Raw genomic sequence first — 15,619 nt, forward strand, 5'->3', positions numbered from 1 at the left:
GTCATGGCACAAAAACCGCTAGAAGGCGCGCCGCTGGTCCTGATGACCATCGCGCTGTCGTTGGCGACCTTTATGCAGGTGCTGGATTCGACCATCGCTAACGTGGCGATTCCGACCATCGCAGGCAATCTGGGCGCCTCCAACTCGCAGGGCACATGGGTCATTACCTCGTTTGGGGTGGCGAACGCCATCTCTATTCCGATTACGGGCTGGCTGGCGAAGCGCGTCGGCGAGGTGAAGCTCTTTACCTGGGCGACCATTCTGTTCGCTATCGCCTCCTGGGCGTGCGGCATGTCAGAAAGCCTGGAGATGCTGATTTTCTTCCGCGTCCTGCAGGGCGTGGTGGCCGGTCCGCTGATCCCGCTCTCCCAGAGCCTGTTGCTCAGCAACTATCCGCCCGCCAAGCGCAGTATCGCCCTCTCGCTATGGGCGATGACGGTGATCGTCGCGCCCATCTGCGGGCCGATTCTTGGCGGCTGGATCAGCGATAACTACCACTGGGGCTGGATCTTCTTTATCAACGTGCCGATCGGCGCGGTGGTGGTGATGCTGACGCTGCAGACGCTGCGCGGCCGCGAAACCCGCACCGAGGTTCGCCCTATCGACGTGGTGGGTCTGGTGCTGCTGGTGGTGGGCATCGGCTGTCTGCAGGTGATGCTGGACCGCGGTAAGGAGCTTGACTGGTTTAACTCCACCGAGATTGTGGTGCTGACGGTGGTCGCCGTGGTGTCGCTGGCGGTGCTGCTGGTGTGGGAGCTAACCGACGATCACCCGATTGTCGATCTGGCGCTGTTTAAGTCGCGCAACTTCACCATCGGCTGCCTCTCTATCAGCCTGGCCTATATGCTCTACTTCGGCTCGATCGTGCTGCTGCCGCAATTGTTGCAGGAGGTATACGGCTACACGGCGACCTGGGCCGGTCTGGCGTCCGCGCCGGTAGGGATTATTCCGGTGATCCTGTCGCCGATTATCGGCCGTTTCGCCCACAAGCTCGATATGCGACGGCTGGTGACCTTCAGCTTTATCATGTACGCCGTCTGCTTCTACTGGCGCGCCTATACCTTCGAACCTTCGATGGACTTTGGCGCGTCGGCCTGGCCGCAGTTTATCCAGGGCTTTGCGGTCGCCTGCTTCTTTATGCCGCTCACGACCATTACCCTTTCGGGTCTGGCGCCCGAGCGGCTGGCGGCAGCGTCGAGCCTGTCGAACTTCGTGCGTACCCTGGCGGGCTCGATCGGCACCTCGATTACCACCACTATGTGGACTAACCGGGAATCGATGCACCACAGCACCTTTACCGAGTCGATTACGCCCTACAACCCCAATGCGCAGCAGATGTATACGCAGCTGGAGGGCATGGGGATGAGCCATCAGCAGGCATCGGCCTATATCGCGCAGCAGATCACCAACCAGGGGTTGATTATCTCCGCCAACGAGATCTTCTGGGCCTCGGCCGGCGTGTTTTTGATTCTGCTGGTGCTGATCTGGTTTGCCCGCCCGCCGTTTGGTTCCGGCAGCGGCGGCGGCGGCGCGCACTGATTTAAGAGGTGGGTAAACAGCGCTGACATGACAAAGTGGGTGGTACAGGCAGAAGAGCAAAGCGCCACAAGGACAGAAACAAAAACGGGCCTTTCGGCCCGTTTTTTTATGCGTTCTGGCGCCACCATTCGGCAAGCAGTATGCCGGTAGCCACCGAGACGTTAAGACTCTCGACGTTGCCGGTGCCGCCAATCGACAGGCTGATATCGCCCTGCTGGAACGCGCTGTCGGACAGGCCTTCGCTCTCCTGCCCCAGTACCAGCACCATCTTCGCCGGCAGCTCGGCTTTCGCCAGCGGCGTGCCTTCATGGCTAGAGGTGGTAACAATGGTATAGCCCGCCTTGCGGAACGCTTCCAGACCGGCGGCAAAGCTTTCGCCGCTGATCGCCTGAACGTGTTCTGCGCCGCCTTCAGCGGTACGCACCGCCGCGCCCGACTCCAGCAGCGAGGCGTCGTTCACCAGCAAACCTTTCACGCCGAAATGCGCGCAGCTGCGCATAATTCCGCCCAGGTTGTGCGGGTTGCTGACATCTTCCAGCGCCAGCACGCAATCTTTCTCACCGGCCTGGCTCAGCCACTCGCTGACCGCCATGCCCATGCGTTTTTTGATAATAAAGCAGACGCCGCCGTGGTGTTCGGTGCCGGAGGCCTTCGCCAGCTCGGCATCCTCAACGACGTGATAGGCTTTGCGGTTCGCCGCCAGCCAGCGCAGCGCTTCGCGGAAACGCGGCGTTACGCTCTGCACGAACCAGGCGCGCACGATCGCTTCGGGGCGGCTCTGGAACAGCGCCTGACAGGCGTTTTCGCCGTAGACGCGCGTCTCTTCCTGACGCTGGCGACGGATCACTTCCGGATCGATAGCGACTTTGCCGCCCTGCTCCGGCTGTTTCTCTTCTACGGAGGCGCGCTCGCTCGGCGGACGCGACACGGTACGCCAGGGCGAGAAGGCTTCGTCGCTGCGCGGTTTGCGGCTACCTTCGTTGCTGCGAGGACGACGGCTGCCTTCATCGCTGCGCGGCTTGCGGCTGCCGCCCTCTTCGCTGCGGCGGCCTGGGCCAGAAGAACGACGAGAATCTTCCTGACGGGCTGGGCGGCCACCCCCTTTACCGGTACGCGGGTTCGGCGCGCGTGAGCCTGACTCGCCCTCATCTCGCACGTACATCACTTTTACCTTGCCACTTTTGCCTTTAAATTCGTCGTTCATCTGTTCCTCCTGCATTGAGAGCGCGCAGATTACCTGATGTATTAGCGCTTAGCTATCAACTATTGAACCTATTGGACAATCCAGTTTGAGGGCGGTTCGCAACCTTCTCATAATGGAGAACATTTACAAGACTGGCACCTGCAAACCCTTTGAGGTAACTATGAATACGGTATGTGCTTCCTGTCAGGCAACCAATCGCGTTCCCCCCGAGCGCGTCGCCGATGGAGCGAAATGCGGCCGCTGCGGCAGCGATCTGTTTAATGGCGAAGTCGCTAACGCGACCGCCGATACGCTGGATAAATATCTGCAGGACGATCTGCCGGTAGTGGTCGATTTCTGGGCGCCCTGGTGCGGCCCCTGCGTTAACTTCGCGCCGGTGTTTAAAGAGGTGGCGCAGGAGCGCAGCGGCCAGGTGCGTTTTATCAAGGTGAACACCGAAGCGGAACCTTCGCTGAGCGCGCGTTTTCGCATTCGCAGCATTCCGACCATTATGATCTTTAAGAAGGGCGAGATGGTGGACATGCTGAACGGCGCGATGCCGAAGGCGCCCTTCAACGAATGGCTGGATGAATCGCTGTAGGGCTCTCTGGGCCTTTTCTCCCCATTCTCAGGCCAGCCGCGCTGGCCTTTTTCTTTTCGCGCGCGCTTCGATTACACTAGCGTTTTACTTTTCTCCCTGAGCCATGACTGATAACGCCGTTCTTCGCCTGCGTGCGCAGCGCCTTGCCCGCGCCACTCGCCCTTTTCTCGCCCGAGGCAACCGCGTCGTGCGCTGCCAGCGCTGTTTGCTGCCGCAAAAAAACTGCCTGTGCGCCACTATTGCGCCGCAAAGCGCGCGCAGCCGCTTTTGCCTGGTGATGTTCGATACCGAGCCGATGAAGCCCAGCAACACCGGGCGGCTGATTGCCGATATTCTGCCGCAGACCGAGGCGTTCGGCTGGTCGCGCACCGAGCCCGACCCGGCGCTGCTTAGCGCCGTCGCGCATCCCGACTATCAGCCGATGGTGGTATTTCCCGCCTCTTATGCCGATCCCGGCCGCGAAGTGCTCACCGCGCCGCCGCTGAGCGGCAAGCCGCCGCTGTTTATTATGCTCGACGGCACCTGGACCGAAGCGCGCAAAATGTTTCGCAAAAGTCCCTGGCTCGATGCGCTGCCGGTGATGTCGCTCAACGTCACCGCGCCGTCGCGCTATACCCTGCGCGAAGCCCATGGCGAAGGCCAGCACTGTACCGCCGAAGTGGCCGCGGCGCTGCTGGAGCAGGCGGGCGATCTGGCGGCGGCGCAGGCGCTGCGACAGCACTTCGAGCATTTCCGCCACGCCTATCTGGCCGGCAAACCGCATCATCCCGCCCATCAGAGCCTCATCGCCGAAAGCCTGTAGCGCGCCGGCGCGGCGCAAATACCGGCGCGGCTCTCACCCTGCCATCGCTGAACCGGCAAAGCGCGTTAAAAGCGATTACAATCATGCCAGTCGACTTCGGGAGGGTGGGATGAGCCAACGCGGACTGGAAGCGCTGTTACGACCTAAATCCATTGCGGTGATCGGCGCCTCGGACCGGCCGGGACGCGCGGGTCACTTTATGATGCGCAATTTGCTGGCGGGCGGTTTTAGCGGCCCGGTGCTGCCGGTGACGCCCAAATATAAAGCCGTCAGCGGCGTGCTCGCCTGGCCCACCATCGACAGTTTGCCGTTCGCGCCCGACCTGGCGGTGATCTGCACCCATGCGAAACGCAACCTCGAGCTGCTGCAGCAGCTGGGCGAAAAAGGGTGCAAGGCCTGTATTATCCTCTCCGCGCCCGCCAGCCAGCTGGACGAACTCAAAAGCTGCGCCGCGCAGTGGCAGATTCGCCTGCTCGGCCCCAACAGCCTTGGGCTGCTTGCGCCCTGGCAGGGACTCAACGCCAGCTTTTCGCCGGTGCCGATAGAAAAAGGGCGCATCGCCTTTATCTCTCAGTCGGCGGCGGTCTCCAATACGATCCTCGACTGGGCGCAGCAGCGCAGTCTGGGCTTCTCCTGGTTTATCGCGCTGGGCGACAGCCTGGATACCGACGTTGACGATCTGCTCGATTTTCTGGCGCGCGACGGCAAAACCAGCGCCATTCTGCTCTATCTGGAACACCTGAGCGACGCGCGGCGCTTCGTTTCCGCCTCGCGCAGCGCCTCGCGCAATAAACCCATTCTGGTGATCAAAAGCGGCCGCAGCCATCAGGCGCAGGCGCTGCTCGGCACCCACAGCGGGCTGGACGCCGCCTGGGATGCGGCGATCCAGCGCGCCGGCCTGCTGCGAGTGCAGGATACTCACGAACTCTTCACCGCCGTAGAATCGCTCAGCCATATGCGCCCGCTGCGCGGCGACAGGCTGATGATTGTCAGCAACGGCGCCGCGCCTGCCGCGCTGGCGCTGGATGAACTCTATGCGCGCAACGGCAAGCTCGCCGTGCTGAGCGAAGAGACGCTGGCGGCGCTGGCCGCGCTGCTGCCGGAAGGCGTGGGACGCGGCAATCCGCTCGACCTGAAAGATGACGCTACGTCGCAGCGCTATGTCGACTGCCTGAATATCCTGCTGGGCAGCCACGAGCTTGATGCGCTAATGATTATCCATGCGCCCAGCGCGGTGGCGCCCGCCACCGAATCGGCGCAGCAGATGATTCAGGCTATTGCCGCCCATCCGCGCGGCAAGCAGGTAACGCTGCTGACCAACTGGTGCGGCGAGTTCTCCTCGCAGGCGGCGCGGCGCGCCTTTACTCAGGCGGGCATTCCCACCTGGCGTACCCCGGAAGGCACGGTCACGGCGTTTATGCACCAGGTGGAGTACCGCCGCAACCAGAAACAGCTGCGCGAAACCCCGGCGCTGCCCGCCAGCCTGAGGCAGGACAGCGCCCAGGCGCATCAGCTCTTGTCGCAGGCGCTGGCGAAGGGCGTCACCACGCTCGACACCCATGAGGTGCAGCCGGTGCTGCAGGCGTATGGACTGGCGACGCTGCCGACCTGGATTGCCAGCGACAGTCTGGATGCCGCCGCTATCGCCGAGCGTATCGGCTATCCCGTGGCGCTCAAGCTGCGCTCGCCCGATATCGCGCATAAATCAGAGGTTCAGGGCGTGATGCTCTATTTGCGCAACGCTGCGGAAGTGCAGCAGGCGGCCGAGGCGATCGTCGATCGGGTTAAGCAGACGCTGCCGCAGGCGCGCATCGAAGGGCTGCTGGTGCAGAGCATGGCGAACCGCGCCGGGGCGCAGGAGCTGCGCGTCGTGGTGCAGCAGGATGCGCTGTTCGGTCCGGTAATTTTGCTGGGCGAAGGCGGCGTAGAGTGGCAGGCGGACAAGCAGGCGGCGGTGGCGCTGCCGCCGCTGAATATGACGCTGGCGCGCTATCTGGTGATTCAGGCGATCAAAAGCGGCAAGATCCGCAGCCGCGGCGGGCTCGATTCGCTGGATATTCCTGCGCTCAGCCAGCTGCTGGTGCAGGTCTCCAACCTGGTGGTGGACTGCCCGGAGATCCAGCGGCTCGATATCCATCCGCTGCTGGCGGCGGGCAGTGAATTTACCCTGCTGGACGTCACCCTCGATCTGGCGCCGTTCAGCGGCGACAACGAAGCGCGGCTGGCGATACGCCCCTATCCGCAGCAGCTTGAAGAGCGAGTGACGCTGAAAGATGGGCAGAGCTGCTTGTTCCGCCCTATCCTGCCGGAAGATGAGCCGCTGCTGCGCGCCTTTATCGCACAGGTCACCAAAGAGGATCTCTACTACCGTTACTTCAGCGAGATCAACGAGTTCACCCATGAGGATCTCGCCAATATGACGCAGATCGACTATGACCGCGAAATGGCTTTCGTCGCGGTGCGTCAGCAGCAGGAGAGCAGCGAGATTATTGGCGTCACGCGTGCGATCTCCGACGCCGATAATATCGACGCCGAGTTCTCCGTGCTGGTGCGATCCGATTTAAAAGGACTCGGCATGGGACGGCGGCTGCTGGAAAAAATGATCCGCTATACCCGCGATCATGGCCTGCAGCAGCTCAACGGGATCACTATGCCGCACAACCGCGGCATGATTACCCTGGCGCGCAAGCTGGGGTTTGAGGTAGAGGTTCAGCTAGATGAAGGTATCGTCAGCCTTCATTTACCCTTACACAGGGACATCAGCTAACCTTGTAGAGAAAGGTAAAAAATGGCCGACCGCACCAGGTTGATGTTATTATTTACCGTTATGACCCTGATTTGATGGCAAAAGGCCATGCAATGAAACGAGAAGAAGCGCACTGCGATGCTGACTAAATTCAAACGCAATAAGCATCAACAACACCTCGCACAGTTGCCGAAGCTGTCACAATCCCCTGCGGACGTGACAACGCTCTACTCGCCAGCCGACTTCCGTCGCACGCTGCTGGAAAAGATCGCAGCGGCGCAGCACCGTATCTGCATCGTCGCGCTCTACATGGAAAACGACGATGCTGGCCGCGCGGTAATGGATGCGCTCTATGCGGCGAAGCGCGCGCGTCCTGAGCTGGATGTCAGCATTCTTGTCGACTGGCACCGCGCCCAGCGCGGCCGCATCGGCGCAGCGCGCGGCGTCACCAATGCCGACTGGTATTGTGAGATGGCGACGCAGCATGCGGATATCGCCATCCCGGTTTACGGCATCCCGGTCAATACGCGCGAAGCGCTGGGCGTGCTGCATCTGAAAGGCTTTATTATCGACAATACGCTGCTCTACAGCGGCGCCAGTATTAACGACGTTTACCTGCATCAGCACGATAAGTATCGCTACGACCGCTATCAGCTGATTCGCAATCCGCAGCTGGCCGACACCATGTATGAGTGGATTAACGTCAACCTTAAGCAGTCGGAAGCGGTCAACCGCCTCGACCGCGAAGAGCGTCCGTCCAGCCCGGAAATCAAAAATGAGACGCGCCAGTTCCGCCAGGATCTGCGCGGCTTCAACTACCAGTTCACCGGCGATGGCCATAACGAAGAGCTGACCGTGACCCCGCTGGTTGGACTAGGCAAACGCAGCCTGCTCAACAAAACCATTTTTCACCTGATGCCCTGCACCGAGCAGAAGCTCACCATCTGTACGCCCTACTTCAACCTGCCGGCCATTCTGGTGCGCAGCATTATTCATCTGCTGCGCGAGGGCAAAGAGGTGGAGATTATCGTCGGCGATAAAACCGCCAACGACTTCTACATTCCGCCTGAGCAGCCGTTTAAAATCATTGGCGCGCTGCCCTATCTCTATGAGATTAACCTGCGCCGCTTTCTGAGCCGTCTCCAGTATTACGTCGATAACGGACAGCTGGCGGTACGCCTGTGGAAGGATGGCGAGAACAGCTATCACCTGAAAGGCATCTGGGTCGATGATGAGTGGATGCTGATCACCGGCAATAACCTCAACCCGCGCGCCTGGCGTCTCGATCTGGAAAATGCGGTGCTGATCCACGATCCGCTGCAGCAGCTCGCCGAGCAGCGTGAAAAAGAGCTGGCGCTGATCCGCACGCATACTGAGGTAGTGAAGCATTTCCGCGATCTGGAAAGCATCTCCGACTATCCAGCTAAGGTGCGCAAGCTGATTCGTCGTCTGCGCCGTATTCGTATTGACCGTCTGATTAGCCGTATTCTCTGACGCGCTGCCTGCGGCACTCAATGCCGCAGGCAACCGCTTCTCTGTCAAAGGTGCTGGTTTTCTGCCCGCCTGGCTGCGCCATCTCCCCTCTACAGCTTGATGCCCTTGCCGCGCTTATGCAGCAGCAGCGACACCAGAAACGCCAGTGCGCCCATCGCCGAAACATACCAGAAGAAGGTAGTCTCGATGCCCTGCTGCTTCATCAGCAGCGCGACATACTCTGCCGAACCGCCGAAAATCGCATTGGCTACGGCATAGGATAAGCCGACGCCAAGCGCGCGCACTTCTGGCGGAAACATCTCTGCCTTGAGGATGCCGCTGATGGCGGTATAAAAGCTGGTGATCAGCAGCGCCAGCATAATCAGGCAAAAGGCGACAGTCGGACTTTGCACGCTTTGCAGCGCCGTGAGGATAGGTACGGTGCAGACAGCGGCGCCCGCGCCGAAAATAAGCATCGAACCCCGACGGCCAATTTTATCGGACAGCGCGCCGATAACCGGCTGTATCAGCATAAAGACCAGCAGCGCGGCGGTCATCAGGCCGCTGGCGCTTTTCGCATCCATGCCCGCCGTGTTCACCAGATACTTTTGCATATAGGTGGTAAAGGTGTAGAAGCTCAGCGAGCCGCCTGCGGTAAAACCCAGCACCATCAGGAAAGCGCGCGTATGGTTGCGCAGCAGTCCGGTAATGCTGCCGGCGTCTTTATGATGGCGACTCTGATTATCTGAGGTTTCATGCAGCGATCGCCGCAGCCAGAGAGCGACGACCGCCAGGATCGCGCCGAGGAAAAAGGGGATGCGCCAGCCCCAGCTGCGCAGATCCTCTTCGCTGAGGATAAACTGCAGCACCACCACCGTCAGCACCGCCAGCAGCTGACCGCCGATAAGCGTCACATACTGAAAGGATGCGTAAAAACCTTTGCGTCCTTCCAGCGCCACCTCGCTCATATAGGTTGCGCTGGTGCCATATTCGCCGCCCACCGACAGTCCCTGAAACATGCGCGCCAGCAGCAGGAGCGCCGGGGCCGCGATGCCGATAGCGCCATAGCCAGGCAGGCAGGCGATGACCAGCGAGCCGAAGCACATCATGCATACGGAAATAAGCATCGACTTTTTACGTCCGTGCCGATCGCCGATATAGCCAAATAGCCAGCCGCCAATGGGACGCATCAAAAACCCTGCGGCGAATACCCCTGCGGTTTGCAGCAGCTGCGTGGTGGTATCGCCTTTGGGAAAGAAGATATGCGCAAAATAGAGTGAGAAGAATGAGTAGACGTAAAAGTCGAACCATTCGACCAGATTACCCGACGATGCGCCGACGATCGCCCAGACGCGTTTTTTGCTGATCCCTGGCTCTTCTGCCCCCGTTCGGGATGAGCGCGAATTAATTTCTGCCATGCTTTACCTCAAGTTCCCTGCTGATAAGCAGCGTTAAAACAATGAGTAAAGCATTTCATCCGGGACAACGAAACGTTATCGCTGTTGTGCTGCGGTAAATGTGATGCGCAAGAGGTTTAGGTGTAACGCGTGTAACTGAGAAAGTGTTTTTTTGCAGGTCTGAAAATGCAAAAAACCCTGACCGTGAGGTCAGGGTTATCGCAGTTGGATGCCTGGCAGTTCCCTACTCTCGCATGGGGAGGCCCCACACTACCATCGGCGCTACGGCGTTTCACTTCTGAGTTCGGCATGGGGTCAGGTGGGACCGCCGCGCTAAGGCCGCCAGGCAAATTCTTGTGCTCGGAACGAATCTTTTACGCTGCTGCTGCGTTGGCTGCTCTCGTAAAGTCAGTCACATACCTCAGTATGCTCCTTCCTTTACCACGCTTGCCGCCTTGCTTCAGCGCAAAATCTTTCGTTCCCGCTAGTTCTTTATCCGGTACAAGCTGAAAATCTCGCGTCTCGCAAAACGCCTCTGGCGTTGTAAGGTTAAGCCTCACGGGTCATTAGTACCGGTTAGCTCAACGCATCGCTGCGCTTACACACCCGGCCTATCAACGTCGTCGTCTTCAACGTCCCTTCAGGAGCATCAAGTGCTCAGGGAAAACTCATCTCGGGGCAAGTTTCGTGCTTAGATGCTTTCAGCACTTATCTCTTCCGCACTTAGCTACCGGGCAGTGCCATTGGCATGACAACCCGAACACCAGCGGTGCGTTCACTCCGGTCCTCTCGTACTAGGAGCAACCCCCCTCAGTTTTCCAGCGCCCACGGCAGATAGGGACCGAACTGTCTCACGACGTTCTAAACCCAGCTCGCGTACCACTTTAAACGGCGAACAGCCGTACCCTTGGGACCTACTTCAGCCCCAGGATGTGATGAGCCGACATCGAGGTGCCAAACACCGCCGTCGATATGAACTCTTGGGCGGTATCAGCCTGTTATCCCCGGAGTACCTTTTATCCGTTGAGCGATGGCCCTTCCATTCAGAACCACCGGATCACTATGACCTGCTTTCGCACCTGCTCGAGCCGTCACTCTCGCAGTCAAGCTGGCTTATGCCATTGCACTAACCTCCTGATGTCCGACCAGGATTAGCCAACCTTCGTGCTCCTCCGTTACGCTTTGGGAGGAGACCGCCCCAGTCAAACTACCCACCAGACACTGTCCGCAGCCCGGATTACGGGCCTACGTTAGAACACCAGCCATTAAAGGGTGGTATTTCAAGGACGGCTCCACGCAGACTGGCGTCCACGCTTCAAAGCCTCCCACCTATCCTACACATCAAGGACCAGTGTTCAGTGTCAAGCTGTAGTAAAGGTTCACGGGGTCTTTCCGTCTTGCCGCGGGTACACTGCATCTTCACAGCGATTTCAATTTCACTGAGTCTCGGGTGGAGACAGCCTGGCCATCATTACGCCATTCGTGCAGGTCGGAACTTACCCGACAAGGAATTTCGCTACCTTAGGACCGTTATAGTTACGGCCGCCGTTTACCGGGGCTTCGATCAAGAGCTTCTCCTTGCGGATAACCCCATCAATTAACCTTCCGGCACCGGGCAGGCGTCACACCGTATACGTCCACTTTCGTGTTTGCACAGTGCTGTGTTTTTAATAAACAGTTGCAGCCAGCTGGTATCTTCGACTGGCCTCGGCTCCGGGAGCAAGTCCCTTCACCTACGCGCCAGCGTGCCTTCTCCCGAAGTTACGGCACCATTTTGCCTAGTTCCTTCACCCGAGTTCTCTCAAGCGCCTTGGTATTCTCTACCTGACCACCTGTGTCGGTTTGGGGTACGATTTCGTGTTGCCTGGAGCTTAGAGGCTTTTCCTGGAAGCAGGGCATTTGTTGCTTCAGCACCGTAGTGCCTCGTCGTCACGCCTCAGCCTTAAGCATCCGGATTTGCCTGGATGCTCAGCCTACACGCTTAAACCGGGACAACCGTCGCCCGGCCAACATAGCCTTCTCCGTCCCCCCTTCGCAGCAACACCAAGTACAGGAATATTAACCTGTTTCCCATCGACTACGCCTTTCGGCCTCGCCTTAGGGGTCGACTCACCCTGCCCCGATTAACGTTGGACAGGAACCCTTGGTCTTCCGGCGAGCGGGCTTTTCACCCGCTTTATCGTTACTTATGTCAGCATTCGCACTTCTGATACCTCCAGCATGCCTCACAGCACACCTTCAACGGCTTACAGAACGCTCCCCTACCCAACAGTATCGCTACTGCTGCCGCAGCTTCGGTGCATGGTTTAGCCCCGTTACATCTTCCGCGCAGGCCGACTCGACCAGTGAGCTATTACGCTTTCTTTAAATGATGGCTGCTTCTAAGCCAACATCCTGGCTGTCTGGGCCTTCCCACATCGTTTCCCACTTAACCATGACTTTGGGACCTTAGCTGGCGGTCTGGGTTGTTTCCCTCTTCACGACGGACGTTAGCACCCGCCGTGTGTCTCCCGTGATAACATTCTCCGGTATTCGCAGTTTGCATCGGGTTGGTAAGCCGGGATGGCCCCCTAGCCGAAACAGTGCTCTACCCCCGGAGATGAGTTCACGAGGCGCTACCTAAATAGCTTTCGGGGAGAACCAGCTATCTCCCGGTTTGATTGGCCTTTCACCCCCAGCCACAGGTCATCCGCTAATTTTTCAACATTAGTCGGTTCGGTCCTCCAGTTAGTGTTACCCAACCTTCAACCTGCCCATGGCTAGATCACCGGGTTTCGGGTCTATACCCTGCAACTTAACGCCCAGTTAAGACTCGGTTTCCCTGCGGCTCCCCTATACGGTTAACCTTGCTACAGAATATAAGTCGCTGACCCATTATACAAAAGGTACGCAGTCACCCCACAAAGAGGCTCCCACTGCTTGTACGTACACGGTTTCAGGTTCTGTTTCACTCCCCTCGCCGGGGTTCTTTTCGCCTTTCCCTCACGGTACTGGTTCACTATCGGTCAGTCAGGAGTATTTAGCCTTGGAGGATGGTCCCCCCATATTCAGACAGGATACCACGTGTCCCGCCCTACTCATCGAGCTCACAGAATGTGTGTTTTCGTGTACGGGAGTGTCACCCTGTACCCTGCGACTTTCCAGACGCTTCCACTAACACACAAGCTGATTCAGGCTCTGGGCTGCTCCCCGTTCGCTCGCCGCTACTGGGGGAATCTCGGTTGATTTCTTTTCCTCGGGGTACTTAGATGTTTCAGTTCCCCCGGTTCGCCTCGCAACACTATGTATTCATGTTGCGATAGTGTGTCGAAACACACTGGGTTTCCCCATTCGGACATCGCCGGCTGTTGCGGTTCATATCACCTTGCCGGCGCTTTTCGCAGATTAGCACGTCCTTCATCGCCTCTGACTGCCAGGGCATCCACCGTGTACGCTTAGTCGCTTAACCTCACAACCCACAGGCGTCTTGCGACGTCGCGGATGTGATTATTGAGAGACTCGAACGCGCCGCCTTTATTCCCTGTTACGGGGGAATAACGCCGCGCGTCGTTTCAATTTTCAGCTTGTTCCGGATTGTTAAAGAGCATAATACTTCGCAGCCCACCGTTTCCGGTACGCTCTGAAGTATTTCAGAAAACAGTATGGTGGAGCTAAGCGGGATCGAACCGCTGACCTCCTGCGTGCAAGGCAGGCGCTCTCCCAGCTGAGCTATAGCCCCATACAGTTACTGCAGAGACCGTCTACTACCAGGAGTGGCATTCTTCGTGCGAGGAATGCGATTTTTTCTCAGGCAAGGCGTGGCGATGCGAAGCATAGTTCACTATGCGAGCCGTCGTCACAACGCAGCATGAGGGAAAATCTGGTAGGCCTGAGTGGACTTGAACCACCGACCTCACCCTTATCAGGGGTGCGCTCTAACCACCTGAGCTACAAGCCTGTAGAGGTTTTTCTGCTCGTTACTTTCTATCAGACAATCTGTGTGAGCACTTCGAAGGCAGTATCTTCAGGTAAGGAGGTGATCCAACCGCAGGTTCCCCTACGGTTACCTTGTTACGACTTCACCCCAGTCATGAATCACAAAGTGGTAAGCGCCCTCCCGAAGGTTAAGCTACCTACTTCTTTTGCAACCCACTCCCATGGTGTGACGGGCGGTGTGTACAAGGCCCGGGAACGTATTCACCGTGGCATTCTGATCCACGATTACTAGCGATTCCGACTTCACGGAGTCGAGTTGCAGACTCCGATCCGGACTACGACGCACTTTATGAGGTCCGCTTGCTCTCGCGAGGTCGCTTCTCTTTGTATGCGCCATTGTAGCACGTGTGTAGCCCTACTCGTAAGGGCCATGATGACTTGACGTCATCCCCACCTTCCTCCGGTTTATCACCGGCAGTCTCCTTTGAGTTCCCGACCGAATCGCTGGCAACAAAGGATAAGGGTTGCGCTCGTTGCGGGACTTAACCCAACATTTCACAACACGAGCTGACGACAGCCATGCAGCACCTGTCTCAGAGTTCCCGAAGGCACCAAGCCATCTCTGGCAAGTTCTCTGGATGTCAAGAGTAGGTAAGGTTCTTCGCGTTGCATCGAATTAAACCACATGCTCCACCGCTTGTGCGGGCCCCCGTCAATTCATTTGAGTTTTAACCTTGCGGCCGTACTCCCCAGGCGGTCGACTTAACGCGTTAGCTCCGGAAGCCACTCCTCAGGGGAACAGCCTCCAAGTCGACATCGTTTACGGCGTGGACTACCAGGGTATCTAATCCTGTTTGCTCCCCACGCTTTCGCACCTGAGCGTCAGTCTTTGTCCAGGGGGCCGCCTTCGCCACCGGTATTCCTCCAGATCTCTACGCATTTCACCGCTACACCTGGAATTCTACCCCCCTCTACAAGACTCTAGCCTGCCAGTTTCGAATGCAGTTCCCAGGTTAAGCCCGGGGATTTCACATCCGACTTGACAGACCGCCTGCGTGCGCTTTACGCCCAGTAATTCCGATTAACGCTTGCACCCTCCGTATTACCGCGGCTGCTGGCACGGAGTTAGCCGGTGCTTCTTCTGCGGGTAACGTCAATCGACGCGGTTATTAACCACATCGCCTTCCTCCCCGCTGAAAGTACTTTACAACCCGAAGGCCTTCTTCATACACGCGGCATGGCTGCATCAGGCTTGCGCCCATTGTGCAATATTCCCCACTGCTGCCTCCCGTAGGAGTCTGGACCGTGTCTCAGTTCCAGTGTGGCTGGTCATCCTCTCAGACCAGCTAGGGATCGTCGCCTAGGTGAGCCGTTACCCCACCTACTAGCTAATCCCATCTGGGCACATCCGATGGTGTGAGGCCCGAAGGTCCCCCACTTTGGTCTTGCGACGTTATGCGGTATTAGCTACCGTTTCCAGTAGTTATCCCCCTCCATCGGGCAGTTTCCCAGACATTACTCACCCGTCCGCCACTCGCCACCCAAAGAGCAAGCTCTTCTGTGCTGCCGTTCGACTTGCATGTGTTAGGCCTGCCGCCAGCGTTCAATCTGAGCCATGATCAAACTCTTCAATTTAAGTTTGATTTGCTTAAACCAGTTAAGCGGTGCTCATCTGTAAAACGTCATAATGAATGTCATTATGTGTCCACTCGTGAGGCTTGATATTTTTTAAGCCCGAAGGCTTTGATATCTGCTCTCGAGTGCCCACACAGATTGTCTGATAAATTGTTAAAGAGCGGTGCAGTCAGCGGCTCAGCCTGCTGCTGCGAGGTGGCGTATATTACGCTACTCTCTGTGTCAGTCAAGCGTTTATTTTCGCTCTGACCGACGGTGACTTTCATCACCTCAACACCGCATTCCGTAAGCCGTTGTGCCGTGTCGATGGAGGCGCATTATAGGGAGT

General features: G+C 58.0%; 7 protein-coding genes, 2 tRNA genes and 3 rRNA genes. 5 read left to right on the top strand and 7 right to left on the bottom strand.

Going from position 1 to position 15,619, the window contains the following annotated elements; genetic code table 11:
- The first annotated feature begins 3 nt into the window (after nucleotides 1-3).
- The gene (gene emrB / locus AC6I7Z_RS15170) at nucleotides 4-1,539 is read left to right on the top strand and encodes a multidrug efflux MFS transporter permease subunit EmrB (protein ID WP_033754128.1); all 1,536 of its coding nucleotides are present in this window, start codon (nucleotides 4-6) and stop codon (nucleotides 1,537-1,539) included.
- A 106-nt stretch (nucleotides 1,540-1,645) separates the two neighbouring features.
- Here the strand turns inward: emrB and AC6I7Z_RS15175 are convergent, their stop codons facing one another.
- Nucleotides 1,646-2,743, bottom strand: coding sequence for a tRNA/rRNA methyltransferase (locus tag AC6I7Z_RS15175; RefSeq protein ID WP_497814826.1), 1,098 nt, complete (start codon nucleotides 2,741-2,743; stop codon nucleotides 1,646-1,648).
- A 160-nt stretch (nucleotides 2,744-2,903) separates the two neighbouring features.
- Between AC6I7Z_RS15175 and trxC the strand changes: the two genes are divergently transcribed.
- The 4 genes from trxC to pssA all read left to right on the top strand — a co-directional run bounded on the left by trxC (nucleotide 2,904) and on the right by pssA (nucleotide 8,365).
- Nucleotides 2,904-3,323 carry a thioredoxin TrxC gene (trxC, locus tag AC6I7Z_RS15180; RefSeq protein WP_096073933.1) on the top strand — a complete coding sequence of 140 codons (420 nt, stop codon included), beginning with the start codon at nucleotides 2,904-2,906 and terminating at the stop codon, nucleotides 3,321-3,323.
- 103 nt (nucleotides 3,324-3,426) lie between these two features.
- A complete protein-coding gene (locus tag AC6I7Z_RS15185) occupies nucleotides 3,427-4,125 on the top strand; it encodes a tRNA-uridine aminocarboxypropyltransferase (RefSeq protein WP_497814827.1) in 699 nt (232 codons plus the stop codon).
- A 109-nt stretch (nucleotides 4,126-4,234) separates the two neighbouring features.
- Nucleotides 4,235-6,892, top strand: a complete 2,658-nt coding sequence (locus AC6I7Z_RS15190) for a bifunctional acetate--CoA ligase family protein/GNAT family N-acetyltransferase (RefSeq protein ID WP_497814828.1) — start codon at nucleotides 4,235-4,237, stop codon at nucleotides 6,890-6,892.
- Nucleotides 6,893-7,009: 117 nt separating this feature from the next.
- Nucleotides 7,010-8,365, top strand: coding sequence for a CDP-diacylglycerol--serine O-phosphatidyltransferase (pssA, locus tag AC6I7Z_RS15195; protein ID WP_497814829.1), 1,356 nt, complete (start codon nucleotides 7,010-7,012; stop codon nucleotides 8,363-8,365).
- An 89-nt stretch (nucleotides 8,366-8,454) separates the two neighbouring features.
- On the opposite strand, the gene AC6I7Z_RS15200 is transcribed toward pssA, so the two are convergent.
- The 6 genes from AC6I7Z_RS15200 to AC6I7Z_RS15225 all read right to left on the bottom strand — a co-directional run bounded on the left by AC6I7Z_RS15200 (nucleotide 8,455) and on the right by AC6I7Z_RS15225 (nucleotide 15,291).
- Nucleotides 8,455-9,762, bottom strand: a complete 1,308-nt coding sequence (locus AC6I7Z_RS15200) for an MFS family transporter (RefSeq protein WP_497814830.1) — start codon at nucleotides 9,760-9,762, stop codon at nucleotides 8,455-8,457.
- A gap of 210 nt (nucleotides 9,763-9,972) precedes the next feature.
- Nucleotides 9,973-10,088: ribosomal RNA gene (rrf, locus tag AC6I7Z_RS15205) — 5S ribosomal RNA — on the bottom strand.
- A 198-nt stretch (nucleotides 10,089-10,286) separates the two neighbouring features.
- Nucleotides 10,287-13,189: ribosomal RNA gene (locus AC6I7Z_RS15210) — 23S ribosomal RNA — on the bottom strand.
- Nucleotides 13,190-13,383: 194 nt separating this feature from the next.
- Nucleotides 13,384-13,459: transfer RNA gene (locus AC6I7Z_RS15215), tRNA-Ala, on the bottom strand.
- Between the two features lie 142 nt (nucleotides 13,460-13,601).
- Nucleotides 13,602-13,678, bottom strand: a tRNA-Ile gene (locus AC6I7Z_RS15220).
- Nucleotides 13,679-13,749: 71 nt separating this feature from the next.
- Nucleotides 13,750-15,291, bottom strand: a 16S ribosomal RNA gene (locus AC6I7Z_RS15225).
- Together the 16S, 23S and 5S rRNA genes with 2 tRNA genes alongside form the textbook arrangement of a ribosomal RNA operon.
- Between the last annotated feature and the right edge of the window lie 328 nt (nucleotides 15,292-15,619).

The sequence above is a fragment of the Pantoea sp. X-Soil-MYKO-1289 genome, from assembly GCF_059730625.1.

Coding starts and splice junctions, on each gene's coding strand:
- emrB (WP_033754128.1), top strand. CDS start 4: ATGGCACAAAAACCGCTAGAAGGCGCGCCGCTGGTCCTGATGACCATC.
- AC6I7Z_RS15175 (WP_497814826.1), bottom strand. CDS start 2,743: ATGAACGACGAATTTAAAGGCAAAAGTGGCAAGGTAAAAGTGATGTAC.
- trxC (WP_096073933.1), top strand. CDS start 2,904: ATGAATACGGTATGTGCTTCCTGTCAGGCAACCAATCGCGTTCCCCCC.
- AC6I7Z_RS15185 (WP_497814827.1), top strand. CDS start 3,427: ATGACTGATAACGCCGTTCTTCGCCTGCGTGCGCAGCGCCTTGCCCGC.
- AC6I7Z_RS15190 (WP_497814828.1), top strand. CDS start 4,235: ATGAGCCAACGCGGACTGGAAGCGCTGTTACGACCTAAATCCATTGCG.
- pssA (WP_497814829.1), top strand. CDS start 7,010: ATGCTGACTAAATTCAAACGCAATAAGCATCAACAACACCTCGCACAG.
- AC6I7Z_RS15200 (WP_497814830.1), bottom strand. CDS start 9,762: ATGGCAGAAATTAATTCGCGCTCATCCCGAACGGGGGCAGAAGAGCCA.